This window comes from Streptomyces sp. NPDC001617 (assembly GCF_053596855.1).
In genome coordinates, this window is the sequence record NZ_JBSFHA010000087.1 from 18,329 (window position 1) to 43,651 (window position 25,323).

Sequence of the window (25,323 nt, forward strand, 5' to 3'; positions counted from 1 at the left end):
CGGCAAGCAGCAGGTCCTGCCGTAACGACCTGATGTGATCTGGTTCAGCAGGGGCGGGCTGTATGCACTCACCACGACGGCTGCTCCTGCTCAGCCCTCCTGGCTGGGGCCGATCAGGGACTGGAGCGGACAGGAGGGCTCCCAGCCAGGATTGAAGCGGCGGCGCAGGTCGGCCACCGCTTCCATGCCGCGCAGGGTCACATCGGGGGAGGTGGAGAGGCCGGCGGGCCCGAGGAGACCGGTGACCGCGGCCCGGGCGGTGGCTGCCGGCAGACCGCGCCGTACCAGAGCCGCCTCTGTGCCCCCCGCCCCGGAGGTCAGTAGTTCCGCGGTGCTCGCGCGGCAGACCTCGAGGTAGGCACGGGTATGCCAGGTGCGGCCTGTGGCGCGCGGAGTGACGACCACGTTGGTGATGAGATCGGGCGCGACCTGAAGGTGGCCGCCGAGACGCGGGTACCCCCTCTCGGTGGCGAGGGCGTCGAAGGGCGGATGGAGTGTGGTCCCGTCGACGGCGCCTGTCGGCAGGGCCTGGAACCTTTGCAGCGTTCCGCCGACCGGGACGAGTTGGCTGTCGGTGACGGGGGACTCGGCGACGTCGGCGAGTACGGCACGCAGCACGAACGCGAAGGCGCTTTGCGCGTTGTCGACGGCCCACCGGTCCGTCGACAACGGTGAGCCGGAACGGCGGTGAACGGCGAGTTCACCGATGCCCTCGGCCCGAACGGCCACGGGATCCCGTTTCAGGATTCCTCTCAGCAGGTGGTCGGGAGAGGTGTGGATGATGTCGTAGTCGCCGTCGTTCCAGCCCTTCATCTGCTGGTCGGAGGAGATGACCTCGACGAGGTTCACCTCCAGTCCGGCCTGCTGGAAGTAGCCGGAGTCGAGAGCGTGGTACAGATGGACGCCCCCGGCGCCGGGGAAGACGCCCACGGTCAGCCGTCGGGTGGCAGACATTTCGGCGTTGTGCATGGGCACTGTTCCTTCGTATCAAAGGCAGGACAGAGACCGGCTTGCGGGGCGTGGTTCCCTCGTCGCAAGCGACATACAGGGACCGGTGCTCCGTGCTCCGGCCATCGTCTGCAGATAGCCGAGATGGCGGTGGCCGACAGGGAAGAGACCCAGCAGCTGCGGGTCCAGATGGAGCGCCGAGGAACCGGCGCGACGCCGACGACCGGAAGCGGTTCGCCACCCCCGGTTCTCCATGCGTTCACGGAGTTCGTGCTTGTCCGTCTCGATCTTCGACAACGAGGACTTCCGTTCTGCGTGGGATGGCGGCGTCGGCCCCGGCTCGGCGGGCGGGCGGTTGTGGGTCTCGATGCCTCAGCCGCTCAACCCATTGAGGCCGGCCCGGCGATGAGCAGGAGGTTTTCGCTTCGCGGAGTCTCCTCTTGACCGGTATCGACGGTAATCACTCACCGGTCGATCAGTCGAATGACTGTTACCCATGCGATATATAGATGTTGTGAATACTTCTTGGCGGGCCACGAGCACGACGGCCGACCTGCATCGCGTGGACCTCAATCTGCTCCCGTTGCTTGCCGCCCTCCTCGAGCACCGCAGTGTCACGCACGCCGCGCAGGCTGTTGGTCTGACACAACCGGCCATGAGCAACGCCCTGAGGCGCCTACGGCGCACGCTGGGTGATGAACTCCTCGTCCGGGTCGGCCGGGAGTACGTACTCACCTCACGTGCCGGCGCACTGATCGGCCCGGTCAACCTGATCCTGGAGACCGCGACCAACCAGGTGCTCAGTTCGCCGCTGTTCGATCCGGCGACCTCGGAGCGCATCTTCCGTATCGCGACGGCCGGCGCCGCCGCCCTGACCATCCTTCCCGCCCTGAGCGCCACGCTCGCCGCGTCCGCACCAGGTGTCCGGCTCCATGTGGAGGCGTTCGAGCCCTCGGCGGTCCTCACCCTGAACGAGTCGGCCGCGGACGTGGTGCTGTTGCCTGACACCGTGCCGACCAGGCTGCCGAGGGAGCGGCTCTACCAGGAGGACTGGGTCGTGGTCGCCGACGCGAACAATGACCGCATCGGGGCGACACTGACCGCCGACGACCTCGCCCGACTGCCTCACGTGGTGTTCGAGTCGGAAGGGGTCCGAGTCGGCGCCCAGCAGGTACTCGCCCGGCTGATCCCCGATCTCGTCGTGCGGATCGTCGTTTTCGAGTTCCTGATGATCCCCTCGATGGTGAGCGGCACTCCCATGGTCGCGCTGCTGCAGCGCCGGCTCGCGGAGCGGGTGGCGGCTCCGAGCGGGCTGCGGGTGATGGAGTCGCCGGTTCCCCTGCCCATGCTCGGAGTGGATCTGGTGTGGAATCCGCGCACCGCCGGCGACCCCGGCCGGGCGTGGCTGCGCAGCCAGCTCGTCCAGGCCGTCGCTTGAGCACCGAGGTCGTACGGGTCGGCCCGGCCGCTTGACGCCTGGGGGTCCGGCAACGGGGCGCGAGAACGCTTGACGGGTCCACGTGGCCACACATGGCGCAGATATGCATACACTTCAGGTGACTGGCGGAGTGCCACCGACCTGTCAGAGCCGAACATCCCAAACTACGCCCCCTCACCAGGAGTTCCGCAGCCAACGCGTGACCAAGGGTCTGCGTCCGGTTCCAAGGCGGCACCTGTCCACACCTCCCGGACTGCGCGATCCGTATTGCCGACGCGCATAGAGCCATCGCGACGTGGGGCGTCCTGAACGAGTGCCGCCTTCGGGGCGGTAGCCGAGACCGCCGCGGAGGGCCGACCGCACCGGGCGACCACAAGGGTGATCACGGGCTTTCCTGACCACCCGCATACAGGTTTCCTGCACCCCGCTCTTTACAGGCCCGTCATACTGTGCACACTTAGCGGTGCGAGGTGTATCGCGGACGATGCAGTCAGGAACCAATGGTTGTGGCCCGGAGCCTCCGGATGGGACACGACATGAGCGAGGAGAGCCGCCGTCCTCGTACGAGCCGAGGCGCCCGGCCGCCCCGGCGGCCCGCACACGAGAGTCGAACCCGCTGATCCAGGCGGGCATGTCTTCACCCCCCGCCCGTGCGGGTGGCACCGGCGGACGCCGTCACGGAGACGTCCGCACGGCACACCCGGAGCGAGAGAACCCTCGCCGAAAAGCGAAGCCATGTGAGAGGAACCGTCATGCACGAAATCAGTCACAGAGAAAGACTCTCCAAGGCCAACTGGCCTCCCGTGACGCTGCTCGTCCTTGCAATCTGTGGCGTCACCGTCATCTCCGATGGCTATGACGTGGTCATCTACGGCGCGGTGATTCCGTCCCTTCTGCACGAACCCCGGTGGGGCCTGACGCCCGCCGGTGCCGGTCTGATCGGTTCCCTCGCCCTGGTCGGGATGCTCATCGGAGCTACGGCGGTCGGCACGCTCACCGACCGACTGGGCCGACGCAGGATGCTGATCTCCTGCCTGGCCTGGTTCTCGGTGATGACGGCCCTGTGCGCGACGGCCACCTCTCCGGAGGTGTTCGGCCTCTTCCGGTTCCTCGCCGGCCTCGGCCTCGGCGGCGTGCTCCCGACCGCCAGCGCGCTCACCGGTGAGTACTCGCACCCCAAGTCGCGAAACCTCGTCTTCGCGATCCTCTTCAGCGGCTTTCCTGTCGGCGGCATCATCGCGGCTCTCACCGGAATGTTCGTGATTCCACGGTTCGGTTGGCAGGCGATGTTCCTGATCGGCCTCCTGCCACTGCTCCTGGTCGTTCCGCTGGCCTTCAAGCTCCTGCCCGAGTCGATCGTCTTCCTCCGGGCGCAAGGGCGGCACGCCGAGGCGGAGAAGACCGCCGACCGCTGGAACATCACCTTGGACGACGAGCAGAAGGCCGTCCCGGTCTCTGAGCCAGGCAGGTCCGGAACCGATTCCGACAGCATGTCGCCGGTGCGTGCTCTCCTCTCGCGCGGCTACGTCGTGGCGACTGTGTGCTTCCTGCTGATGACGTGCCTGTGTCTGTTCATGATCTACGGTTACAACACCTGGCTCCCGGAGATCATGCGGCGCGCAGGCCACTCCGCGGGCTCCTCGCTCGGCTTCCTGCTCGTGTTCAACCTCGGAGCTGTCATCGGCACGCTCGTCCTCTCCCTGGCAGCCGACCGGCTCGGCTCCAAGCCGATCATCACTACGACGTTCCTCGTGTCCAGCGTGGCCGTCATACTGCTCAGCCTGCGCCTGCCCACGACGGTGCTGTACGCGGCCGTCGCCCTGGGCGGCGTCGGGGCGATGGGAACGCAGACGTTCGTCCTCGCCTACGTCTCGAAGCACTATCCGGTACGGATGGCCGCCACGGCGTTGGGCTGGATGCTGGGCTTCGGCCGCGTCGGCTCGATGCTCGCTCCGCCGCTGCTCGGACTCATCATCGGGGCCGGGCTGGCGTTCCAGTGGAACTTCTACGCGCTGGCCGTGCCCGGCATCATCGGCGCTCTGCTGATCGGCCTGGTTCCCCGCACACCGGAAGCGGACACTCGGGCGGGGCGTGCGAGTGAGGGTGGAACCATGCGTCCCCTCGCAGAGCAGACGTGAGCGCCCACGGGGCACTCAGAACTGGGGTCTCCGGGTGCGTGATCTCTTGAGGGACCGCGCGTGAAGCAGGGCCTCCCGGCGGTTCGGATCGCGAAACGATCCGAGTGCCTGGGGGCCCTGTCGCCCCGTCGGGAGCACTGTTCAGCGTCTCACTGAGGTCTCGGTAAGGATCGACGTCGCGTCCCCACAGGGATGAGCCGGCGGCATCAGCAGACCGCGATGTTCCGAGGCACCGACTGCTACAGGCCCCCGGTCAAGCGGGTGCCGCGCCGCGTCCGGTGAAAGCCTCGACGAGCGCCGTCGTCTCAGGCCGGTTGATGGCCTGCGCGATCACCCGAGCCTCCGCACGTCCGATTTCCTCGCGGGTCAACTCCCTTGAGCGAAAGAGCAGTTTGGCCTGCCCGAGCGCGAACGGCGCTCCCACCGCTAGCCGTTGGGTGAGACGGTCGACCTGCGCCCCGAGGGAAGAGTCGTCCACCACATCGGAGACCAGGCCCCAGGAGAGGGCTTCCCCTGCCGTCAGTCGGCGGCCGGTCAATGCGAGGTCGAGCGCGCGCTGCTGTCCGATGACACGAGGCAACAGGTAGGACACCCCGCAGTCGGGCGTCAGGCCCACCCCGGCGTATGCCAGCACGAACTTCGTGGAGGCGGCCGACACGACCACGTCGCAGCTGAGCATCAGGGCGAGTCCGGCCCCTGCCACGGACCCCTCGACCGCGGCGACGACCGGCTTGGGCAGGGCGGCGAGTTCCTGGAACACATCGTCCAGTGTCGTGGCCAGTTCTTCCACATACGCGGCCCGGTCAGGTGCGGCGGCCATCGACGCGAGGTCGCCGCCGGCACAGAACCGACCACCCTCACCGCGTATGACGACCACGCGGACGTCGGGATGGGCCGCCCTGTTCACGGCCTTGCCGAGCGCCCGAGCGGTGCTCAGGTCGACGGCGTTCGCGCGATCCGGGCGTGCCAGAACGATCCGGGCAACGCCCGCAGCGTGCTCGTAACGGACGAGGTCACTCATGGCGTGCTCACTCTCATGGAAGGAAATAACAGGCCCCGGCCGACACACGGCGGACGGGCGGATGGGCGGACGGCGTCTGACCGTCGCCCGTACGCGCGGCCATGGTGTCGAGTTCCAGGTCAAATCAACCCCGAGGAGGCGGTCCTGGATGGCGGCGACTGCCTGGGCCGCATCAGCGAACACGCCCTTCAAGCTGCTGATCGGGGTGTGCACCCGCCCGGACGGCCAGGCCCTTCTCAGCCGACTTCACGGGCGGGCGTTCCCTCCCGGAGAACCTGCTGCGCGGTGTCCTGCCCGCTGCTGCCGTGGACGGGCCTGCGCCGGAGTTCCTCACGGGCGATGGAACGTCGATGGACGGCGTCGGGGCCGTCGACGATCCGCAGCGCGCGCGACCAGGCGTAGAAGTACGCCAACGGGGTGTCGTCGGAGATGCCCTCGGCTCCGAAGAGCTCGATGGCCCGGTCGATCACGGCGGTCGCCGTCGCGGGAGCGGCGACCTTGATACCGGAGATCTCGGTGCGGGCACCCTTGGCACCGTGACGGTCGATGAGCCAGGCGGTCTTGTGTACGTACAGGCGCACCTGGTCGATGTCGATCCGCGACTGCGCGATCAGCTCACGGACCACGCCCTGCTCTGCCAGAGGACCGCCGAAGGCATGGCGGGAGCGGGCGCGTTCCACCATCAGGGCCAGGGCCCGCTCGGCCATGCCGACGGCCCGCATCGCGTGATGAATCCGGCCGGGGCCCAGCCGCGCCTGGGCGATAGAGAAGCCCTCCCCCTCCCCGCCGAGCAGGTTCGCCGCCGGGACGCGTACGTCGTCGAAGACCACTTCGGCATGTCCGTGCTGGTCGTGGTAGCCGAAGAGGGGCAGGTCCCGCTTGACCATGACGCCGGGAGTGTCGCGTGGTACGAGAATCATCGACTGGCGGCGGTGCGGCTCGGCTGCGGGATCGGTCTGCCCCATCACGACGAACACCCGACAGCGGTCGTCCATGGCCCCACTGGTCCACCACTTGCGGCCGTCGACGACGTAGGCGTCGCCGTCGCGGCGGATCCGCGTGATGATGTTGGTGGCGTCAGACGAAGCCACACCGGGCTCGGTCATCGCGAAGGCCGACCGGATCCGCCCGTCCAGCAGGGGCTCCAGCCATCGCTGCTTCTGCTCGGGAGTGCCGAACACATGCAGCAACTCCATGTTGCCGGTGTCGGGGGCCTGGCAGTTGATCGCCTCCGGAGCGATCACCGGCGACCACCCGGATATCTCCGCCACGGCGGCGTACTCCAGGTTCGTCAGGCCCGACACGGCGGGCAGGAACAGGTTCCACAGGCCCCGGTTCCTGGCGGATTCCTGGAGGTGCCGCATGACCGGGGGACGGTCGTGCCGGCCGGACTCCGCGAGATGGCGGTGGTAGACGGGTTCGGCGGGGAAGACTTCCTCGCGCATGAACTCCCACATGCGCCCGCACAGTTCTTCCGTCCTCGCGGAAGGCGCGAAGTCCATCAGTGGCTTCCCTTCGCGAGGCGTTCCAGGCCTCCCTCGGCACATCGGACCACCTCGGCCCCGAGGTCTCCGAAGTCCTGTCCTGCCATTGATCCGGCGGCGGTGCGGGCGGCGATTCCCTGCACGATGACGGCGAACTTGAAGTGGGCGAACGCCTCGTAGAAGGCGAGGCCTCTCAGGTCGGTCCCGGTCGCTGCCGCGTACCGCCGGGCGAGGTACGCACGGTCGGGGAATCCCGGCTCGGTCGTCACGGTGGGCGTGAGCGGAGAGACCGTTTCGCCCGGCTCGCGCCAGTAGAACAGCAGGAGCCCCAGGTCGGCCAACGGATCACCGAGGGTGGACAGTTCCCAGTCGAGTACGGCGGTGATCCGGCCGACACCCGACGTGTCCAGCAAGCAGTTGTCGAGGCGGTAGTCGCCGTGCGTGAGGGCGGGGCCTGCCGGGTCAACGGTCTCGGCCGCCGCGGCCAGCCGTGCGCCCAGCTCGTCGAGCGCGCGAACGTCGTTGCTCTTCGACCTGGCCCACTGCCCTTGCCAACGTCGCACCTGCCGCTGGACGAATCCCCCCGGCCTGCCGAAGTCCGCCAGCCCGATCTCGGAGGGATCGAGGGAGTGCAGGGCGACGAGCACGTCGACCAGCGCGTCGGCGAGCACGGTACGGTCCTGCGTCGTTGTGGCATACGAGGGAGGCAAGGCTCCGCGAACGACAAAACCGGGCACTTTCTCCATGACGTAGAACGGCACACCGATCACGTCGGCGTCCTGCTCCTCCAGCAGGACGGCGGGCACCGGCACCGAGGTGTTCCGCAGTGCTCGCTGGACCCGCGCCTCGCGCCCCATGTCGTGCGCGCGGGGCAGTAGTTCCCCGGAGGGAGGCCGGCGCAGAACTACGGAGCCGGCCGTACTCCTGATCTCGAACGTGAGGTTGGACTTCCCGCCGGCCATCAGAGTCGCCTCCGACGCGAGCCAGCGGTCGTCGTCGAGGGCGGCGGCCAGGACCGGCGTCAACCGGTCCAGTCGCACCAGGGACGAAAGGTCCTCCCGCACCCCTTGCTCCTGCTCGGCCCGCACACTCATGCGTCCTCCTGTATGCGAGGTGCTCGCTGGAACGTGCGAGCGCTCGATCGCAACCGTTCAGACAGAGTGCCCGAGATGCCTTTTACCAGTCAATACATAAGATCACCTGAGGAGCTTCGGTAATGTTTAGAATTCCCAAACAATGCACGGTGGAGGGAGAGACGGATGGCGACAGCCCGGAGAAACGAGCCCGCGGACGACGCACCCGGGGTGCGGGTGCGCATGGCCCGCCAGGCGCGAGGCGTCAGCCTGCGCGGCCTGGCGGGGCTGATCGGCGTCAGTCCCGCGACTCTGAGCCAGATCGAGAACGGGCACACCGGACTGAGCGTCGTCCGGCTGCGCCAGGTCGCCGACGCGCTGAACACCACCGTCGACCAGATCCTGCACGGCGTGGAGGACGCCGGAGCGACAAGGGCCTCGGCCACACCGCTGGCATCCGACGCCTCGGTGGGCAGGAGTGCGGCCGCATGGCGCGCATACGGGCCTCTCGGCTTCGATCCCGTACTGAGCGCTGCGCTCGCGGAGTTCATCGAGGTCGGCTATCACGCCGCCACCGTGCGTGACATCGCGGCACGGGCCGGCCTGTCCGTTTCGGGCATGTACCACTACCACGTGAGCAAACAGCAGATGCTGGTCACCATCCTCGACCACACGATGAGCGACCTGTCCCTCCGCGCTCGCGCCGCCCGCCGGGAGGGCCGTGACCCGGTGGAACGGTTCAGCGCGCTCGTCGAGAACCTGGCCCTGTTCCACACGCACCGCAGGGAGCTGGGCTTCGTCGGCGCCAGCGAAATGCGCAGTCTGGAGCCCGCCGAACGGGACCGGATCGCCGAACGGCGCACTGCTCAGCAGCGCCTGATCGATCATGAGGTCGAGCAGGCAGTCCGTGCGGGCAGGTTCCGGTCGGACCACCCCCACGAGGCCGCCCGGGCCGTTGTGACCATGTGCACCGCACTGCCCACCTGGTGGCGCCCCGGAGGCCCCTACGGCCCCGCGCAGATCGCCGAACAATATGTGCGATTCGCTCTTGATCTCATGACGCCACGAAAAGACGCCACTGGCGAGCCTCGGTGACACGAGAGGCCGGGGCAAAACCTGCCGGATTTTTTGTCGTCGGCGTCTAATACTCCGGAAACATCGATCCATTGCATGGTTGACTAGAATGGTCCCATGAAACCGGTGAAGCATATCGAGCGCCCCCACGAGAACGTGGCCCGTCAGTTGCGGCAGGCGATCCTGGACGGCACGTACGCGCCCGGGGATCGCCTGCCGATCGAGCGCGAGTTGAGCGAGCGGTTCGAGGTCAGTCGCTCGATGGTGCGCCAGGCTCTGCTGGTCCTGGAACAGCAGGGTCTGGTGCGGGTACGCAGTGGCGTGGGCGGCGGTCCGTTCGTCGCGGGGCCGTCTCTGCCGGCCGCCGTCACCGCCCTCGAGAATCTGCTGACCCTCGACCAGTCCACCGTCGGCGAGTTCGCCCGGGCGAAGCTCGTCCTGGAACCGGTGATCAGCGCCTATGCCGCCGAGAGCATCACGCCGGAGGACCTCGACCGACTGGCGGCGAACGTCGACCGTACACACGAGCAGATCCAACGCGGCGAGGACATCACCGAGTCCGCCGTGGAGTTCCACTCCATTCTGATCAACTCGACGCGCAATCGCTTCCTGGCGGTCATCGTCGAACTGCTGAGCAGGACGCTGAACCGGGTGCCCGGGCCGCCCGGCGGCGGCTTCGACCCCTGGCGCGTCCTGGCCGAGCACCAGCGAATCCTCGAGGCGCTCAGGCGGCACGAGCCGGACGAGGTGCGGCGGCTGACGAGCGAGCACGTCGCCGGCATCTGGCACGACGAGATCGCCGACCCGGCGAGCTGAGGCGCGGGGCGGCACGTCCGCCCTCGGCGATGCCCCCGTTCCACGCGTCATCGAGCCACCCCTGAGCCATCTATTGAAACATTGAATGTTTCGTGGTTTGCTCGACACGCTACCGCTCGGCTGGCGATACAAGGAGGTATCGATGTTCGATCTCACACAGAGTTGGTCAGAGTTGCCGTCGCTCCGCTCTGCCGTGGAAACGCGCGGCCGCACCGACATGGACGAACTGCCGTCAATCGACGTCCAGCCGCCGTGGGACGTCCCCGACACGGTCGTGATCACCGCCGCGGTGTCGGGTCGTATCGTCCGCCAGGAGTCGGAGGACCGCTCCGCCGGCTTCGGCCTCGACTACGAGTCGTTCGTGACCGCCGCCGTGGAATCGATCGAAGCGGGAGCCAGTGGCATACACCTGGACATCCTCGGCATCCCGAAGATCTGGGAGCAGGGCCTGACCCTGCCGCAGGCGTACAGCCGGCTCCACAAGGCGATCAACGTCGGTACCGACAAGGACTGGATCTGCGACGCCAACGTCCTCACCGGCGACACGTTCGAGGAGAACATGTTCGCCATCACCAGTGGCATCGCCGAGACGGTGCCGATGGCGCCGAACTTCCCGGTGCCCTGGATGGAATCCGCGGCGCACGTGGCGACCGAGCACGGCGTCCGGCTGGTCTTCGCGATCCACTCCGCCGCCGAGGTCGACCTGGCCAACCGTCTCATCCTGTCCAAGGGGATCCTGAAGCAGAAGCCGATGTGGGGAATCCTCATCGGCTACCCCTACGACGACTCGCACACCCGGCTGGCGACGTACCTGCCGCACCCCAAGGCGATGTTCCACGAGCTCATCAACATCGTGGACCGGATCCGCGAGATCGACGCCGACGCCGACATCCTGGTTGCCTCCGCCGGCCGGGCGAGCCAGTACATGGTCACCGCGGCCATGCTGCTCGGCCTGGACGTCCGGGTGGGTACCGAGGACACTGCGTTCAAGTTCCCGCACCGCAACGACCTGCTCACCAGCAGCAAGGAGTCCGTCGAGCGTGCCGTGGCCACCGCGGCGGTCCTCGGTCGCAAGGTCGCGACCGCCGCGGAGGCCCGGGACCGACTCGGGCTCGGGCGCGCCGGAGACTCCGGGAAGGCAGCGTAACCATGACCGAGACCTTGCCGCCCGCCAACGGGGCGCCACTCATGGATCTGTACACCCGCAACGGGTTCGCCGGACCGTCCACGGTCATGCTGCGCCGGCAGTACACCCCCACTTACACCCGGGTCGAGGGCGACTACACACCGCGTCGCCTGGAGGCGTGGCACCCGCTTTCCGAGGCGGCCGATCCACGGGCCCTGCCGGTCACGATCCTCCGTGGTCCCACGGTCCGGCTGGACGTGTGGCAGCGCACGGAGGACACTCCGTTCGCGATGCGGGACGTGCATCACGACCAGGTGTTCAACGTCCTGGAAGGGCACGCCCGGCTGGAAACCGACTTCGGTGTGCTCGATCTCAAGCCGATGGACATCGTTCGGATCCCGCGTTCGGTCGCGCTGCGCCTGGTCGACGTGCAGGAGCTCCACCTGATCATCCTGGCCACGGCCAATCCGGTGAACGTGAACCCGGAGAACGATTCGGTACTCAACCCCGCGCAGGTCGACCTGCCCCGTGCGTACGAGAATCCCGGCGGGCAGCCCGGGGAGTACGAGCTGGTGCTCCGGCACGGCGAGCACACGACGAGCTACTTCTACGACTACGACCCGCTGCCGATCATGCAGGCCTCCGGCGCCCCGGTGGTCCAGCGCTTCAACCTGTCCGACGTCCACCCGCTGACCGTCAAGGGCGTCGGGTCTCCGCCGGCGCAGCTCATGACCGACCCGACCACCGAGACGATGATCTACTACCTCGGCTCGCGGGAGAGCAGCCGGCCGCCGGTGCACCACAACGCGGACTATGACGAGATCGGCATCTACGTCAAGGGCCCCGGCGCACTCGGCGCGGTCGCCATGCCCGGCACCGCGGTCTGGGTGCCCAAGGGCGTGATCCACCAGGGCCCGGAGGAGAACGTGCCCGAGGGATACGTCGCCTGGCTGATCGAGACCAGGGCGAACCTGGAGCTCACCGAGGCGGGACGACGCATCTCGAAGTTGGCGGAGACGACGGAGTTCGACGTGCATCCGACCGCGGTGGAGGCGGTCGCGGTGGGCTGACACCCACGCCCCTCCCCCACGCGCAAGGCAACAGTGCGCGCGTACGACTGGATCCGCACGCGTTTCGGGAACACGGCGAGGTGCAGCCCTCGGGCCGTGGGACGGAAGGGGTCGCCGCGCTCGCCGCCGGTGCTCCGGTCCTGCCGGTCAGGACCGGTGAGCCGTCCGGCTCGCGCCTCGGCGTGGCACTCGATGTGTGGGACGTTCCCGGGTTTACGGCGGCATGGACGGCATCGGTCGGGTTGGTCATCAACTGCCGGGTCTGCCGATGAACCTGCCCGCTCGCACGACTGGATCACCGACCCGGCACGGCGAGTGAACGTCAAGCGCGTCGTACAGCGACGCCCAAAGGAGTCGCGTCGGAGGATGACCATTCATCGCCGACAGAATTGAGGAGTGACATGTCAAGCGAAGAACCTCGCACCACCGACTTCAGCGTGGTGAACACCCAGCTGGCCTTGATCGAGAAGGGCGACATGGACGGGCTGCGCCGCTGCTTCGCGCCTGGCGCGCTTGTCTGGCACAACCACGACGAGATCGAGCAGGATGTCGACGCCGTGATTGCGCTGCTCGGTCACCTCTGCGCTGTCTCGACGAGCCGAACCTACGAAGACCGACACATCACGACAGTCGGCTCGCAGGCGTTCCTGCAGCATACGCTGACCGCAGAGCTCCGCTCCGGAGGTACGTTCCGGATGCCGGCGATGATGCGGGTACAGGTCGACTCGGACGGGCTCGTGACACGGATCGAGGAGTACTTCGACTCGCGCGCACTCGACAGCCTCGCCGAGGTCTCGTGACGGCCTCCGCCTTCAGCGGAAACGAGAGCCCACGACTGATCCATGAACACCGTGCGGCATCGAACTCCGCGTCGGCGCCCAGGCCGACAACGAGGGCGGTGAACGGCTGGGGCCGGGCTTCGGGACGATCAGGGCAGGGTCGTCCCGACGCGGATCACGTCGTGGGGCCCCGACGCGACTCCGTTCGCGCCGCCGCGCAGTCGGCGTGAGCGACGCCCGGGCCTGCACAGTCAGCCCCTCGGTGCGCCCGTGCGCCGATCGGTCACAGACGCACCAACATCTTGCCCGTGTTGGCACCCTTGAGCAGATCGAGGAAGGCTTGCGGCGCGTTGCGAATCCCTTCCACGACGGTCTCCTCGTAGCGCAGCCTGCGCTCCTTCACCATCGGAGCCACCTCGGCAAGAAACCGCTGCTGCAGTCCGTAGTGGTCGCCCACGAGGAAACCGCGCATGTCGAGGCGCTTACCGACGATCTTCATCAGGTTCCGCGGCGCGGTCGGCGGTTCCGTCGAGTCCCAGATCGAGATCATCCCGCACATGGCGAACCGAGCGTGCAGGTTGGCCGCTTCGATCGCGGCCTCGAGGTGCTCACCGCCGACGTTGTCGAAATACACATCGATGCCGTCGGGGGCGGCGGCTTCGAGCAGTCCGGCAACCGGGCCGTCCTTGTAGTTGAAGGCGGCGTCGAAGCCGAGGTCGCCGATGAGATGCCTCACCTTGCCCGCGGTACCCGCGCTGCCGATGACCCGCTTGGCGCCCTTCAGTTTCGCGAGCTGACCGACCATGGAACCGACCGCCCCGGCCGCTCCCGAGACGAAGACGGTGTCGCCGGGCCTGAACCGGGCGATTTCCAGCAGCCCGACATACGCGGTGAGACCGGTCATGCCCAGCACGCCCAGGTGGGTGCTCAGCGGCGCGGCGTCAGGATCCACTTTCGACGCGTTCCCGGCGTCGACCACGGCATGCGACCGCCAGCCCAGCCCGTGCAGCACGTAGTCACCGGGCCGATAGTCGTCGACAGTGGATTCGAGCACTTCGCCGACCGCGCTGCCGTGCATGACCTTGCCCACCTCGTAGGGCTCGGCGTAGGACGACGCCGCGCTCATCCGGCCGCGCATGTAGGGGTCGACGCTGAGCACCGCATTGCGGACGAGGAGCTGGCCCGGCCCGGGTCTGGGTACATCGACATCCACGAGGGCGAAGTTTTCCAGCGTCGGCTGTTTGCCGGGACGGGACGCGAGCCGGATCTCGGTCGCAGAACTCATGGGTGAACTCCAAAGGTCGGGGAGGACGTCAGGCCTTGGGCAGCGCAGCCGAGGCCTTGTGGGAAGCGTGGGGTGAGACCGAATTCCGCATGAGGGGTTCCCTCCGCGAGGTCTTCCCTGTGCCAGGCACCGGGGATGAGCACGAAGGTCTAGGTCATGATGTCTGCGCCGGCCGGCCGAGCCGTGCCAGTTCATGTCGCCAGGCGGTGTCGTGGTTGAACGAGCAGCCCAGGTCGGGAAGTTCACGCAAGTCTTCTTCCGGAAGATCCCTCAGAGTCCCGCCCGCCTTGACGACGTCCAGGGAGAGACGGGCGATCGTGTCGACCGAGATCGCGTGCAAGACGGCTTCGGGGACGCCGGTGCCGACGGTGGTCAGTCCGTGGCCGCGGAGCACGACGGCGTCACGGTCACCGAGCGCGGCGACCATCTCGGCCGCGAGCCGACGATCGCGGATCAGCACTCCCCGCGGGTGAACCGGTACGCCACGGGCCGCAAGCCGGGTGCCGGGGATGTCGAATGCGCCGATGACGGGGCGGATCCCGAGTCCCGCGAGATCGGCAGCGACGACGGCCGGCGGATGCGCGTGGACGACGCAGGCCACATCCGGCCGGGTGCGCAGGACCTCGGTGTGCAGCGGGAGTTCGTTCGGTACCGTCCATCCCTCCAGCTCCCCGGGGGCGGCCGCCGTTCCGTCGAGGTCGACAAGGCGGATGTCGTCCGGCTCGGTGTACAGCAGTCCGCGTTCGTGCGGGCCACGGCAGCGGACGAGCAGCGTGTACTCGTCGATACGGAGGCTGATGTGTCCGAGAATGCCGTCGGCGAGCCCGCGGCCCGCGAGCACGCGGCAGGCGTCCGAGACGAGCCGACGCAGGGCATCCAGGTCCTGTTTCGTCACAAGGCGGCTCCCGAGGTCAGGACGGGTCGGTGGGCGAGTGTGTTGACGCGCTGCTCGGCGGTGGCCAGGGTGCTTCCGGCAGAGAGGAGGCGGCGGCATTCCAGCAGGGCGCGGGGCCAGTTGACGGTGACGGCCGCGATGAAGCGGCCGGTTTCCTCTCCGAACAGCGCTACTGCACGGGCGTTGTCGTCGAACTCACCGATCACGGTGTGCGCGGCCGCCGTGGCGGGACGGCCGACGATCTGGATCTTCCAGTCGTACTGGTCGCTCCAGACGTACTCCACGGGCGCGTAGGTCCGCGGCTGCCCGGGATGAACGATGTTGTGGGCGACCAGCGCGGCCTGGTCGATGGCGTTGGTCCAGTGCTCGACACGCAGGTGCTCCTGGCGACCTGGGTGGAACCAGCGGGCGACGTCGCCCGCCGCGAAGACGTCCACGGCAGCGCGGCAGTACTCGTCGCATACGACGCCGTTCGCCAGGCGCAGTCCGGATCCGGCGAGCCAGCCGTCGTTGGGGACGGCTCCGATACCGACCACGACGGTGTGCGCCCGCAGTGTCTCGCCGTCGTCGAGGGTGACGGCGAGATCGCCCGCCCTCCCGTTGACCGACCGCACGCCACGGCCGAGTCGCGTGTGCACGCCGTGGCGTTCGTGCAGGGAGACGAACAGCTGGCCCAGTCCCGCGCCGAGTACCCGTTCCATGGGGACGGGGGCCGGGTCGACGACCGTGACCTGGCAGCCGAGGGCGCGTGCGGTGGAGGCCGTCTCGGCCCCGATGAAACCGGCGCCGATGACCACGACGTGTCCTCCTTTCGCCAGGTCCTCCCGCAGGGCGGTGGCGTCGGCGAGGGAGCGGACCTGGTGCAGTCCGGCGTCGGCCTGCCACGGCGAAGGCCGCGCCTGAGCACCCGTGGCCACGACGCACACGTCATAACCGCACTCGGTGCCGTCCTCGAAGCGGACCCGTTGCCCGGCCCGGTCCAGTTCCACCGCCGGGCTGCCCAGCCGTAGTTCGATGCCCAGGGCCCCGGCTTCCTGCTTACTGAGCAGGCGGACGCGCTCCGTGTCCCACTCCCCCACCAGGAACTGCTTGGACAACGGGGGCTTGTCGTAGGGCAGATGGGGCTCGGCACCCGCCAGCACGATCCTTCCCCCGTGGCCTTGGGCACGCAGGGAGCGGGCCGTCTGTACGCCGGCTACGGAGGCGCCCACGATCAGGACGGTGCGGCCGCTCATGGGCCCTCGATGGTGAGGGCGGAGACGGGGCAGCTGCGGGCCGCTTCCCGGACGCGGGACAGGTCCTCGTCGGCGATCTCGCTCTTGAGGAGGATGACGACGCCGTCGTCGTCGAGGTCGTAGGTGTCCGGTGCGGCGATGACGCAGTTCGCGTATCCCTGACAGGCCGCCAGGTCCGCCTTGAGGAGAGGCATGGTGCTGTCCCTTCACAGGGGTCGAATGAGACTCAGGCTTTGACGCCGATGCCGCCGTCGGGGTGGACGGCGCGGCCGGTGATGCCACGCGAGCGGTCGGAGGCGAGAAAGACGTAGCTCCAGGCGTGGTCGGTGGCGGTGAGCGCGGTCCGCAGCGGGACCCGGGCGGCGAGTTCGTCGGCCCGGCCCGGAGCGTCGCCCAGGCTGCGACCTGCCAGTCCGAGGCTGTCCAGTCCGCGCAGGTCGGTGCCGAGGGTGCCGCCGGGGGCGACCGCGTTGACGCGGACGTCCGGGGCGAGTTCGTAGGCGAGGGAGGTGACCATGCCACGTACGGCGAACTTGGACGAGACGTAGAGGATGCCGCCGCGTCCAGGGTGGTAGGCGGAGGTCGACTCGGTGAGGACGATCGTCCCCTTGGCCTCCCGCAGGACGGGCAGGGCCGCCTTGACGGAATGCAGTTGGCTTCTGACGTTGACGGAGAACATCTCGTCGAACGCCTCGTCCAGCACGTCGGCGGGCAGATCGCCGAGCCCCTTGTAGTAGTCGAAGATCCCCACACAGTTGACGAGGACGTCGAGGCCGCCGAAGGCGTCCACGGCTGCCTGGACGGCCCGCTCGTTGGCGGATCGGGTTGTGGCGTCGCCCTCGACCACGGGAGTCTCGGGGACGTCGTCCCGCAGCGCCCGGCATTTGGCCGGTTCCCGTTCGAGCGCGGCGACCTGTGCGCCCTCGATCCGGAACACGTCGACGACGGCCTTCCCGATGCCCGATCCGGCACCGACCACGAGAGCGCGCTTTCCGTCCAGCCAGCCGCTCATATCTCCTCCTCGGGGACGAGCGGGCCGAAGGACTTGCCGATCATCGCGGCGAACGTGGCTGTGTTCTGCCAGGTCAGCGCCTCCAGCTCCAGGGGACAGAGGGCCACCCACTGACCCGAGCGGGTCGACTCCACGAGCAGCCGCGCGCCGTTGCGGGTCTCCACGCGACTGACCCGGATCTCGGCGAACTCGTTGCCCAGCGTGAGGGGTTCGCCGGTGCGGCCCAGCTCCAGAGCGGCCTTCTCCGCGGCGGCCCTGTGGGCGGCCCGGAGGTCCTCCTCCTCGCCTTTCCATCTCAGGGTCACAGGAACACCGCCAGGTTCTGCATACGGATCACCGAGTCGTCGACGAGGATGGTGCGGCGCGCCAGCTTCCATCCGTCGTCCGTGCGGCGGAGCAGGTCCTCCCGTCCGGCGGAGATCTGCGCCGCTTCCTGGTAGTCGCCGCGGCTGCGGTACAGCAGCACACCGGACTCCACCACCAGGTGATCCGGTGTGTCGGCGGCGAAGGTGCGGACGTTGGTGAGGTGGTGCCTCAGCCGCGACGGCGGATCCTCGGTCCAGGCGTGCTCGGTCTGGAAGCGGGCGACTCGACGCGAGAGCGAGTACCTGTCCTCGTCGAAGTGCGCCATACCGGGCGCAGTGTCGAAACCGGCACCGAGCGCGGTGGTGACCCGGACCGGCATCACGTAGTGGATGTCGTCCGTGAGCAGGTCCAGCCACTCCTCGTACTGCTGGGCGTCCAGGAGGTACGTCTCGTCGACGAGCCACTGGTGGGCCAGCAGGTGACGCTCGTCGTGGAAGGGCAGTGTTGCCCCCTCCCGACGGACGCGAGAGGCTCGGGCGCCGAGTACGGCCTGCTCGGAGTGGGTGCCCTGGCGGCCTGAGGAGTAGGCGCCGCCCCGGTACATCCCGGTCTGTGTGCTCATGCCGGATGCCCCGTCGCGCCGTTGGACTGCGTTGTCGAGGTGCCGCCGTTCCGGCCGACCTCCATGGTGGATGCCGCCTCGGCCGGTGTGGCGAGGTAGTCGGCCCAGCGGTTCAGCAGTTCGCGTTGGTTGTATTCGCCGTAGCCGACGTGTGCCGTGCCGGGACCCGCGAACTGCTCGGGCGTGAGCTGCGGGCTGACCTCGGTGCCGTCGGCCAGGAGGCCCATGCGGCTGTTGAGGAGCAGGCGCCGTGCCATCGAGCCGGCGGCGGTGTTCGTGAGGGACACCCAGTTCTCCACGTCGTCCTGCTCGAACATGCCGGTGGAGCCGAAGCACATGAGATACGCCTTGTACGACAGCTCCTTGAACTCCTCGGGTGCCTCGGCGTCGACGGCGAACCAGGACAGCACCTCCGTCTCGTCCCGGCTGATCGGCTGCCACTGACGGAGGGAGATGAACGGGAGCACGGCGTCGCTGTCGCCAACCTTCGGCCAGTTGTGCACCAGGCTGATGTTGGGGAAGAGGGAAGCGGCGGAGATCATGAAACCGTCGTTGCCGACGACCCGTAGCTGGTCGTCGGACCAGGACTTCTTCATCCGCTCGATCATCTCGTCGGGGTAGCCGACGTACCGAAGGCGCTCCTCCAGGGTGCCCGGCGGGAGCTTGTAGGTGGTGCCTCCGCCGTTGTCCGCCCAGTAGGTGCAGCCGTCCTTGCGCTTCTCCGCCTTGGGCTCGCGGAACAGGCCGATCTCGACGACGCTCGTGTGGGTCTGCGGCGTGTGGTACATGTCGCCGGCGAAGTTCTCCGCGCCGATCTTCCAGTTGGCCTTCACCCGCCACCGCTGGGGACCGCGCAGCTCGATGCCGCTCGGGCTCTGCTTCGTGTAGTAGTCGAGGTAGAAGGCGAAGTCGCCGAGGTAGTCGCGCAGGTCCGGAGCTTCCGGGTCGAGACTGACGAAGATCAGGCCGTTGTACGTGTCCAGACTCGGGGCGGGCAGCAGCCGCCGGCCCTTGCGGCGGAAGCCGGCCTCGCCGCCGTAGGCCTCCTGGTGGAAGGGCAGGCCCACGATGCGGCCGTCGTTGCGGTAGGACCAGCCGTGGTACGGACAACGGAAGTGGGAGGCGTTACCCATCTCCGCACGGCACACCTGCATTCCGCGGTGCAGACACATATTGAAGTGCGCGTTGATCTGCCCGCTCTCGTCGCGGACGACGATGAAGGAGTCGTCGAGTACGCGCCGTACGACGTAGTCGCCGGGCGCCGGCACCTCCGACTCGTGCCCGACGAACATCCACACACGGCTGAACAGGCGTTTCTTCTCCAGTTCGAAGACACCCTGGTCGTTGTAGATGTGCGCGGGGATCATTCCGCGGCGCACGTCGCCGAGGACGTCGGCATGATCGCCCATCACCCCTCCGTTTCCGTAGAACAGAGATTAACTCTGCCCAGTAGAACAATTCTCGAGCGTGCGGTCAACCGAGGAGGGTGGGGGACTCGTACCAGCCTTATCCTTCTGCTATGAAGAAGTCCGAGGTCCAGCCGTCGCTCACCAGCGGACCGGCGCCGCAGTACCCGATCGAGTCGGTGGACAACGCGCTGAGGGTCCTGCTCCTGCTCGGCGAGCGGAACGAGCTCAGGCTCACCGAGGTCGCGAGCTATCTGGGGGTCGCGACCTCCACCGCACACCGCCTGCTCGCGATGCTGATGTACCGCGGCTTCATCAGGCAGGCTGAGCGCGGCAAGGCGTACGTACCGGGAACAGCACTCACCGGGGTCGCCTTCTCCATCCTCCAGCGCTTCGACGTCCGGCAGACCCTGCATCCCTTCCTGGAACGGCTCAACACCGAACTGCAGGAGACGGTGCACCTGGGGGTCCTGGACGGGACGACGGTCAGGTTCGTGGATGCCCTGGAGAGTCCGCGCGCCGTGCGCGTCGCATCCCGCCTCGGGCAGTCGATGCCGGCCCACTGCACCTCGAGCGGCAAGGCTCTCCTCGCGCAGTTGGCCGACGACGAGTTGCGACGGCGCTACCCGGACGAGGAACTGCGGCAGCTGACGCCGAACTCCGTGGCCACCCGAGCGGAGCTGGAAAGGGAGGTCGAACTGGCCCGCAGGCTCGGGTACGCCACCAGTTCCGAGGAGAGCGAGGAGGGGGTGGGCTCGGTCGCCGTGGCCCTGTCCGCCCACCGAGCGCCCATGCAGGTCGCCTTCAACGTCTCCGTGCCGATCAGTCGCATGAACCATGCCGACCAGCGCCGGATCAGCGCGGTGCTGCGCGAGATCGCCGAGGAGGCGGCCGAGGTGCTGCACTGAGCGAAGGCGGGAGCTCGGTCGGCGTCGGGGCGGATCAGCGAGCCGGTACCGACGCGGCGAACGTGCCGGTGGTGACCACGTCACCCGGTATCAACCGCACCGCGCTCGAGGTGTACGACTGCAGCCTCGGGACGTCCCGGATGAGGTTCGCAACGCGGGCATGCTGCCGCAGCGTGCCCTCCACCGAACAGCGCAGTTCGAGCGCTTCCGGCGGGCCCACCTCGTCAGGGATGACCAAGGGGGTCCCATGGGGGTGAACGTGTCGAAGGATGTGCGGATCGAGCGGTCCTCGCCGCCGCGCATCGGGAGCAAGTCGGCCACGACGAATTCCGTGCCGCCCATCAGGAACGTCCCGCCAAAAGGAGGGATTGCTCCCTTGCCGGATGCGGAGAGCGGGCGTGGATACACGCCCGCTCTCCTCGTCGCACGCAGCCACTCAGTTGATGCGGACGATCTTCCAGAGCTGGTCGTCGACACTCAGGTCATTCCACTGGATGACAGCGGCGCCGTTGCCGGTGGAGGACTGGGCGACACCGATGCTGAGGTTGCTGTTGACGTTCTTGAACCGGTAGTAGCCGTTGCCCGCGTCGGTGAGGGTCCACTTCTGCGAGTCGGTGCTGGACGGTGTGTTCTGCACGACCGCGGCGCCCGCGGTGGTGGAACCGCCAGAGATGTCCAGGTTGAGGTTGCTGTTGACGTTCTTGACGGTCCAGGCCCCGCCGGCGGCCGACTGGAAGGTGAACAGCTGGCAGAAGCAGGCGGAGTCCTGCCACTGGTCGGCTGCCGTGCCGGTGGCGGTGGAGGCCTGGGGGATGTCCAGGTACTTGCCGCTGTTCTTGTTGACGAGGACGTACTGCCCGGTGCCCAGCGGGGGCAGGGCGGTCTGGGTGAAATTCCAGCGCTGGCAGGCGCAGCCGCTGTCGCTCCACTGGTCGGCGGTGGTGCCGGTGGCGGTGGAGGCGCTGGGGATCTCGAGGTACTTGCCGGTGACGCGGTTGGTGATCGTGTAGCCGCCGGCCGGGTTCGGGGCGACGGCCCACTCGTGGTCGAGGGTGCCGTTGTCGTCCCACTGCAGAACCTTGGCGCCGTCGGCGGTGGACTGGTTCTCCACGCCCAGGACTTTCCCGCTGGCGACGTTGAAGATCTTGAAGAACCCGGATGCCTGCTGCACGAAGCGCCACTGCTGGTCGGTCGTGTTGTCGGTGTTCTGCTGCGTGGCGTAGGTGCCGTTGGCGGCGGAACCGCCCGCGATGGTGAGCTTCAGGCCGCTGTTGGCGTTCGACACCGTGTAGGTGGCGCCGTCCGAGATGCCGCCGCCCAGGTCGACCGTGCTGTACGTGACCGGATTGAGGCCGGTGCTTCGTCCACGCCCTCCACTCAGCACCAGCAGGCTGTGGCCGTCGGGCAGCGGGAGCATGCCGCGGCTGTAGCCGCTGGCGACGTTGGAGCGGATGTGGGTCCAGGCGTTGGCTGCGCCGTTCGCCGTGTTGACGAACAGGTCGTTCTGGGTGTCGCCACTGACGACGAGCGTGCCGTTGGGGCCTCCGGCGGGCAGCCAGGTGACGTACGGCGCCCCGCTGGGGATGGTGCCGTCGGTCGCCCGCAGCACCTGCCCGGGGGCGGAGAGGAACGCCTCGGGGTCGGAGGAGATGTGGTAGTACACGGAGCAGCCGCCCTCGGGTGCGCCGCAGTACTCATGGGTCATGACGTAGTTGCCGTTGGGTAGCCGGGTGACCACCGGCATGCCGGGGCGGTCGGCGTAGTTCGGCATGGCCACGTCGTCCACGACCGGCCCCCAGGTGCGGAGGTCGGTGGACACCTGGTGCACGATCTTCTGGCCGTGGGCGGGGTCGCGCTGGTCGGAGTAGTAGACGATCAGCTTGCCGCCCGCGTAGAGGAAGAACGGCTCCCACACCGGCGTGTAGCCGTTGCTGGATATCGCCCGTCCGCCGGTGGCGATGTTGGTGACGAAGCTCCAGGTCTGTCCGCGGTCTGTGCTGGCGTACAGGTCGATCTTGGTTGCGGACCGGTCGCCGGGCACGGAGTCACCGGCGGCCAGGATGGTGCCCGCCGGGAAATCACCCATCGCCGTGGGCAGTTCGAACAACTCGGGCTCCCAGCGCATGCCCCAGCCGTTCTGCGTGTCGGCGACCTCCGAGATCTTCGTCCAGGAGTTGCCGTTGTCGGTGCTGCGGTAGATCGGGAAGACCGGGGTGCCGGAGGTGTACTGCTCGAACGTCGAGAGAATCGTGCCGTTGGCCGAGCCGTTGTGCTGCAGACGCAGCGCCCGCGGGTACAGCGACCCGGGCGACGGCGCATCCGACGGCGGGGTGTACATCGTCTGCGACGGACGTGCCAGGGCATCCGCCCGGCCGGCGGCCGGCAGAACCAGCGTCGCCACCACGGCCAGCAGGGCGAAGGCCGTCGACAGGAGGGAGAGGGGACGGGAACGAGGAACGGCGCTGGTTCTGGCGCCTGTTCGGGCAGCGAACATGTGCGGCTCTCAAAGAAGGGAGGGAAAGGGGTTGTGCTCTGGTGCCCGCCGCACCCCGGATCGGTCCGGACGGGAACGGCGGAATCGGGGGGCGGCGTCGGCCGACATGGCCGTGTCGGCCGACGCCGCGATGGCGGGGGGCGTCCGACAGATGTCACGGTGAGGCGGCCATCGGGCGGCGGAGGTTGGTGCGCGGGCGTGCGCTCTTCGCCCGCTACGGACGGGGCAGGTGATCAGGTGGTGGGAAGCGCCGTCTGGTCCTTGTGGGACGGCGGGGGCGCGGTCGAGCCGCGGACGACGAGGTCGACCGGTGGCTCGCTCGCCGCAGGCAGCTCGGTCTCCGGCTTCTCGATGGCGTGCACGAGAAGCTTGATTCCTTCCCGTGCCGCGGCGTCGAAGGGTTGACGCACGGTGGTCAGGGGCGGAGCGACGTAGGCGAAGACGGGGTTACCGTCGAAGCCCACGACGCTGATGTCCTCCGGCACTCGCCGGCCGGCTTCCCGCAGGGCGTGGATCAGGCCGATGGCCATCTCGTCGCCCGCCACGAACACCGCCGTCACCGAGGTGTCCGCGGCCAGTGCGCGGCCTGCCGCGTAACCGGACTCGGCTGACCAGTCCCCCTGGAGCACCGGCGGTTCCGGTGCCCCGCGAACCGCCAACGCCGCCCGCCAGCCTTCGATACGGTCCGTGGTCGCGTACCAGCGACCGGGTCCGGCGAGGTGGTGAACGGTCGTGTGCCCCAGGTCCAGCAGATGATCGGTGGCCGCCCGTGCCAGGGCGTGAGCACCGACGCCCACGGTCAGGGTCCGGGCGGAAGGGAAGGACGGTGGCGCCCCCAGGAACAGGACCGGCACGTCGATGCGGACGGAGACCTCTCCTTCCACGACGGGCTCGGAGACGACGATTCCGTCAACTCCCTGTTCCAGGAGGGACATCACGGCGCCGGCGATGCCTTCGGGGTCTCCGTCCGGCGTATTGACCACACGCAGCGCGTAACCGGCGTCGCGCACGGCCTTCTCGATGCCGACGAGGAGCATGGCGGTTCCATATCCGGCCGTCCCCAGGGCGACGACGCCGATGGAGCGATTGCGCCCCGAGGCCAACGCCCTCGCCGCCTGGTTCAGCCGGTATCCGAGTTCCTCGGCAGCGCCGAGGACGCGTCGCCGGACCTCTTCGGACACATACGGCTCGTTGTTGAGGACCCGCGACACCGTCTTGCGCGAAACGCCGGCCACGCGGGCCACGTCCGCGCTGCGCGGCGCGGGAGACCCCGCGCCGCGCCCTGCCACTGGTGTCATGAGAGCTCCTGTTGGCCGTATGCCTGTCGCCTGCCGCCTCGCCATCTGGTACCCGCATCAGGCGAGGTCAGCTGTATGACCGCGCGGTCACTGACCGCGCGGTCATATCTAGACAGCCGGACGGTCACGCGTCAAGAGCCCGCGCAGCTTTTCTTCCGCCGACAGGCCGGACGACTGCGAAAGGAGCGGTCCGCTCACCACGTTCCCCGCAGGGCCTTGACAGCGGGTCCCTGGAAAGTTCACTCTTCGACGCGTCGATCGATCGGATCTGTCCGATCACGTTTGTTTCTGGTCGTATCGTCGACCGCTTCCCGTCATGCCCCCTTGAATCAACGCGCCACGCCCGGGCCATGACAGCCCCTCAGGAGCCGAAATGCGCCTTTCATCCCCTGGTCAATCCCTGCCTGGTACCAGCCGCCGCGCCGTGCTGCGCGGACTCGGTGGGGCCGCTCTGCTCGGTGCCGGCATACCGTTGCTGTCCGCGTGCGGCGGCAGCGGTGCCTCCGCCGGCCCGAAGACCGTCACCCTCGGCTCCAACGCGTCCGACGCCGTCCCCAAGAAGGCGTTCGCCGAGATCTACGCGGCGTTCAAGAAGCAGTCCGGGATCACGGTCGACGTGAACACCAAGGACCACAACACGTTCCAGGAGCAGATCAACTCGTATCTGCAGGGCACGCCGGACGACGTGTTCAACTGGTTCGCGGGCTACCGCATGCAGTTCTTCGCGGCCAAGAACCTCGCCTCCCCGATCGACGACGTGTGGGAGAAGATCGGGGGCAACTTCCCCGACGCGATGAAGAAGCTCAGCAAGGGCGCGGACGGTAAGTACTACTTCGTGCCGATGACCACGTACCCGTGGGCGGTCTTCTACCGCAAGAGCGTCTTCCAGCAGCAC

24 protein-coding genes are annotated in these 25,323 nt (G+C 68.2%); 9 read left to right on the forward strand and 15 right to left on the reverse strand.

The window, feature by feature from the left end; all coding sequences use genetic code 11:
* Positions 1–90: 90 nt before the first annotated feature.
* Entirely contained in the window at positions 91–969 is an 879-nt protein-coding gene (locus ACWC09_RS42180; protein WP_450856347.1) for an ABC transporter substrate-binding protein, read from the reverse strand.
* 475 nt (positions 970–1,444) lie between these two features.
* Between ACWC09_RS42180 and ACWC09_RS42185 the strand changes: the two genes are divergently transcribed.
* Both ACWC09_RS42185 and ACWC09_RS42190 read left to right on the forward strand, forming a co-directional pair.
* Complete coding sequence (locus ACWC09_RS42185) at positions 1,445–2,386, forward strand: LysR family transcriptional regulator (RefSeq protein WP_450856348.1); 942 nt, start codon at positions 1,445–1,447, stop codon at positions 2,384–2,386.
* Between the two features lie 752 nt (positions 2,387–3,138).
* Positions 3,139–4,524: an MFS transporter gene (locus ACWC09_RS42190; protein ID WP_450856349.1), complete on the forward strand. Its 1,386-nt coding sequence runs from the start codon at positions 3,139–3,141 to the stop codon at positions 4,522–4,524.
* A gap of 253 nt (positions 4,525–4,777) precedes the next feature.
* On the opposite strand, the gene ACWC09_RS42195 is transcribed toward ACWC09_RS42190, so the two are convergent.
* The 3 genes from ACWC09_RS42195 to ACWC09_RS42205 all read right to left on the reverse strand — a co-directional run bounded on the left by ACWC09_RS42195 (position 4,778) and on the right by ACWC09_RS42205 (position 8,123).
* Positions 4,778–5,545: an enoyl-CoA hydratase/isomerase family protein gene (locus ACWC09_RS42195; RefSeq protein WP_450856350.1), complete on the reverse strand. Its 768-nt coding sequence runs from the start codon at positions 5,543–5,545 to the stop codon at positions 4,778–4,780.
* Between the two features lie 236 nt (positions 5,546–5,781).
* Positions 5,782–7,047: an acyl-CoA dehydrogenase family protein gene (locus ACWC09_RS42200; RefSeq protein WP_450856351.1), complete on the reverse strand. Its 1,266-nt coding sequence runs from the start codon at positions 7,045–7,047 to the stop codon at positions 5,782–5,784.
* Positions 7,047–8,123 carry a phosphotransferase family protein gene (locus ACWC09_RS42205; protein WP_450856352.1) on the reverse strand — a complete coding sequence of 359 codons (1,077 nt, stop codon included), beginning with the start codon at positions 8,121–8,123 and terminating at the stop codon, positions 7,047–7,049. Before ACWC09_RS42205 ends, ACWC09_RS42200 begins: the two co-directional genes overlap by 1 nt.
* A gap of 165 nt (positions 8,124–8,288) precedes the next feature.
* Here ACWC09_RS42205 and ACWC09_RS42210 point away from each other — a divergent pair, with 165 nt between their 5' ends.
* The 5 genes from ACWC09_RS42210 (at position 8,289) to ACWC09_RS42230 (ending at position 12,988) form a co-directional block, all read left to right on the forward strand.
* Positions 8,289–9,197 (forward strand): TetR family transcriptional regulator, encoded by a 909-nt coding sequence (locus ACWC09_RS42210; RefSeq protein WP_450856353.1) that lies wholly within the window; start codon positions 8,289–8,291, stop codon positions 9,195–9,197.
* 96 nt (positions 9,198–9,293) lie between these two features.
* A complete protein-coding gene (locus ACWC09_RS42215) occupies positions 9,294–9,992 on the forward strand; it encodes a FadR/GntR family transcriptional regulator (RefSeq protein ID WP_450856354.1) in 699 nt (232 codons plus the stop codon).
* 142 nt (positions 9,993–10,134) lie between these two features.
* Positions 10,135–11,139, forward strand: coding sequence for a 3-keto-5-aminohexanoate cleavage protein (locus ACWC09_RS42220; RefSeq protein ID WP_450856355.1), 1,005 nt, complete (start codon positions 10,135–10,137; stop codon positions 11,137–11,139).
* Positions 11,140–11,141: 2 nt separating this feature from the next.
* Positions 11,142–12,188, forward strand: a complete 1,047-nt coding sequence (locus ACWC09_RS42225) for a hypothetical protein (RefSeq protein ID WP_450856356.1) — start codon at positions 11,142–11,144, stop codon at positions 12,186–12,188.
* Between the two features lie 437 nt (positions 12,189–12,625).
* On the forward strand, positions 12,626–12,988 hold the full coding sequence (locus ACWC09_RS42230; protein WP_450856357.1) for a nuclear transport factor 2 family protein: 363 nt from the start codon (positions 12,626–12,628) through the stop codon (positions 12,986–12,988).
* Positions 12,989–13,250: 262 nt separating this feature from the next.
* On the opposite strand, the gene ACWC09_RS42235 is transcribed toward ACWC09_RS42230, so the two are convergent.
* From ACWC09_RS42235 to ACWC09_RS42270, 8 genes are all read right to left on the reverse strand, one after another.
* Entirely contained in the window at positions 13,251–14,252 is a 1,002-nt protein-coding gene (locus ACWC09_RS42235; RefSeq protein ID WP_450856358.1) for an NADP-dependent oxidoreductase, read from the reverse strand.
* Positions 14,253–14,406: 154 nt separating this feature from the next.
* Positions 14,407–15,147 (reverse strand): class II aldolase/adducin family protein, encoded by a 741-nt coding sequence (locus tag ACWC09_RS42240; protein WP_450856359.1) that lies wholly within the window; start codon positions 15,145–15,147, stop codon positions 14,407–14,409.
* Entirely contained in the window at positions 15,144–16,382 is a 1,239-nt protein-coding gene (locus ACWC09_RS42245) for an NAD(P)/FAD-dependent oxidoreductase (RefSeq protein WP_450856360.1), read from the reverse strand. Before ACWC09_RS42245 ends, ACWC09_RS42240 begins: the two co-directional genes overlap by 4 nt.
* Positions 16,379–16,576: a ferredoxin gene (locus ACWC09_RS42250; RefSeq protein ID WP_450856361.1), complete on the reverse strand. Its 198-nt coding sequence runs from the start codon at positions 16,574–16,576 to the stop codon at positions 16,379–16,381. The genes ACWC09_RS42245 and ACWC09_RS42250 overlap by 4 nt, the downstream gene beginning before the upstream one ends.
* Positions 16,577–16,608: 32 nt before the next feature.
* Positions 16,609–17,394 carry a 3-(cis-5,6-dihydroxycyclohexa-1,3-dien-1-yl)propanoate dehydrogenase gene (gene hcaB, locus ACWC09_RS42255; RefSeq protein WP_450856362.1) on the reverse strand — a complete coding sequence of 262 codons (786 nt, stop codon included), beginning with the start codon at positions 17,392–17,394 and terminating at the stop codon, positions 16,609–16,611.
* The gene (locus tag ACWC09_RS42260) at positions 17,391–17,699 is read right to left on the reverse strand and encodes a hypothetical protein (protein ID WP_450856363.1); all 309 of its coding nucleotides are present in this window, start codon (positions 17,697–17,699) and stop codon (positions 17,391–17,393) included. Before ACWC09_RS42260 ends, hcaB begins: the two co-directional genes overlap by 4 nt.
* Positions 17,696–18,322 (reverse strand): 3-phenylpropionate/cinnamic acid dioxygenase subunit beta, encoded by a 627-nt coding sequence (locus ACWC09_RS42265; RefSeq protein WP_450856364.1) that lies wholly within the window; start codon positions 18,320–18,322, stop codon positions 17,696–17,698. Before ACWC09_RS42265 ends, ACWC09_RS42260 begins: the two co-directional genes overlap by 4 nt.
* Positions 18,319–19,731 carry a Rieske 2Fe-2S domain-containing protein gene (locus ACWC09_RS42270; RefSeq protein ID WP_450856365.1) on the reverse strand — a complete coding sequence of 471 codons (1,413 nt, stop codon included), beginning with the start codon at positions 19,729–19,731 and terminating at the stop codon, positions 18,319–18,321. Before ACWC09_RS42270 ends, ACWC09_RS42265 begins: the two co-directional genes overlap by 4 nt.
* Before the next feature lie 110 nt (positions 19,732–19,841).
* Here ACWC09_RS42270 and ACWC09_RS42275 point away from each other — a divergent pair, with 110 nt between their 5' ends.
* Positions 19,842–20,636 (forward strand): IclR family transcriptional regulator, encoded by a 795-nt coding sequence (locus ACWC09_RS42275; protein WP_450856366.1) that lies wholly within the window; start codon positions 19,842–19,844, stop codon positions 20,634–20,636.
* A 34-nt stretch (positions 20,637–20,670) separates the two neighbouring features.
* Here ACWC09_RS42275 and ACWC09_RS42280 read toward each other — a convergent pair whose 3' ends face one another.
* From ACWC09_RS42280 to ACWC09_RS42290, 3 genes are all read right to left on the reverse strand, one after another.
* Positions 20,671–21,072 carry a fumarylacetoacetate hydrolase family protein gene (locus ACWC09_RS42280; protein ID WP_450856367.1) on the reverse strand — a complete coding sequence of 134 codons (402 nt, stop codon included), beginning with the start codon at positions 21,070–21,072 and terminating at the stop codon, positions 20,671–20,673.
* On the reverse strand, positions 21,073–23,130 hold the full coding sequence (locus tag ACWC09_RS42285) for an RICIN domain-containing protein (RefSeq protein ID WP_450856368.1): 2,058 nt from the start codon (positions 23,128–23,130) through the stop codon (positions 21,073–21,075).
* Between the two features lie 233 nt (positions 23,131–23,363).
* Entirely contained in the window at positions 23,364–24,428 is a 1,065-nt protein-coding gene (locus tag ACWC09_RS42290; protein ID WP_450856369.1) for a LacI family DNA-binding transcriptional regulator, read from the reverse strand.
* Positions 24,429–24,801: 373 nt separating this feature from the next.
* On the opposite strand from ACWC09_RS42290, the gene ACWC09_RS42295 reads away from it, so the two are divergent.
* The coding region (locus tag ACWC09_RS42295) for an ABC transporter substrate-binding protein (RefSeq protein WP_450856370.1) at positions 24,802–25,323 on the forward strand (522 nt) is incomplete at its 3' end.

Bases quoted from the DNA above. Each gene is read 5' to 3' on its own strand.
- ACWC09_RS42180 (WP_450856347.1), bottom strand. From the start codon at position 969: ATGCACAACGCCGAAATGTCTGCCACCCGACGGCTGACCGTGGGCGTC.
- ACWC09_RS42185 (WP_450856348.1), top strand. From the start codon at position 1,445: ATGCGATATATAGATGTTGTGAATACTTCTTGGCGGGCCACGAGCACG.
- ACWC09_RS42190 (WP_450856349.1), top strand. From the start codon at position 3,139: ATGCACGAAATCAGTCACAGAGAAAGACTCTCCAAGGCCAACTGGCCT.
- ACWC09_RS42195 (WP_450856350.1), bottom strand. From the start codon at position 5,545: ATGAGTGACCTCGTCCGTTACGAGCACGCTGCGGGCGTTGCCCGGATC.
- ACWC09_RS42200 (WP_450856351.1), bottom strand. From the start codon at position 7,047: ATGGACTTCGCGCCTTCCGCGAGGACGGAAGAACTGTGCGGGCGCATG.
- ACWC09_RS42205 (WP_450856352.1), bottom strand. From the start codon at position 8,123: ATGAGTGTGCGGGCCGAGCAGGAGCAAGGGGTGCGGGAGGACCTTTCG.
- ACWC09_RS42210 (WP_450856353.1), top strand. From the start codon at position 8,289: ATGGCGACAGCCCGGAGAAACGAGCCCGCGGACGACGCACCCGGGGTG.
- ACWC09_RS42215 (WP_450856354.1), top strand. From the start codon at position 9,294: ATGAAACCGGTGAAGCATATCGAGCGCCCCCACGAGAACGTGGCCCGT.
- ACWC09_RS42220 (WP_450856355.1), top strand. From the start codon at position 10,135: ATGTTCGATCTCACACAGAGTTGGTCAGAGTTGCCGTCGCTCCGCTCT.
- ACWC09_RS42225 (WP_450856356.1), top strand. From the start codon at position 11,142: ATGACCGAGACCTTGCCGCCCGCCAACGGGGCGCCACTCATGGATCTG.
- ACWC09_RS42235 (WP_450856358.1), bottom strand. From the start codon at position 14,252: ATGAGTTCTGCGACCGAGATCCGGCTCGCGTCCCGTCCCGGCAAACAG.
- ACWC09_RS42245 (WP_450856360.1), bottom strand. From the start codon at position 16,382: ATGAGCGGCCGCACCGTCCTGATCGTGGGCGCCTCCGTAGCCGGCGTA.
- ACWC09_RS42250 (WP_450856361.1), bottom strand. From the start codon at position 16,576: ATGCCTCTCCTCAAGGCGGACCTGGCGGCCTGTCAGGGATACGCGAAC.
- hcaB (WP_450856362.1), bottom strand. From the start codon at position 17,394: ATGAGCGGCTGGCTGGACGGAAAGCGCGCTCTCGTGGTCGGTGCCGGA.
- ACWC09_RS42265 (WP_450856364.1), bottom strand. From the start codon at position 18,322: ATGAGCACACAGACCGGGATGTACCGGGGCGGCGCCTACTCCTCAGGC.
- ACWC09_RS42270 (WP_450856365.1), bottom strand. From the start codon at position 19,731: ATGGGCGATCATGCCGACGTCCTCGGCGACGTGCGCCGCGGAATGATC.
- ACWC09_RS42275 (WP_450856366.1), top strand. From the start codon at position 19,842: ATGAAGAAGTCCGAGGTCCAGCCGTCGCTCACCAGCGGACCGGCGCCG.
- ACWC09_RS42285 (WP_450856368.1), bottom strand. From the start codon at position 23,130: ATGTTCGCTGCCCGAACAGGCGCCAGAACCAGCGCCGTTCCTCGTTCC.
- ACWC09_RS42290 (WP_450856369.1), bottom strand. From the start codon at position 24,428: ATGACACCAGTGGCAGGGCGCGGCGCGGGGTCTCCCGCGCCGCGCAGC.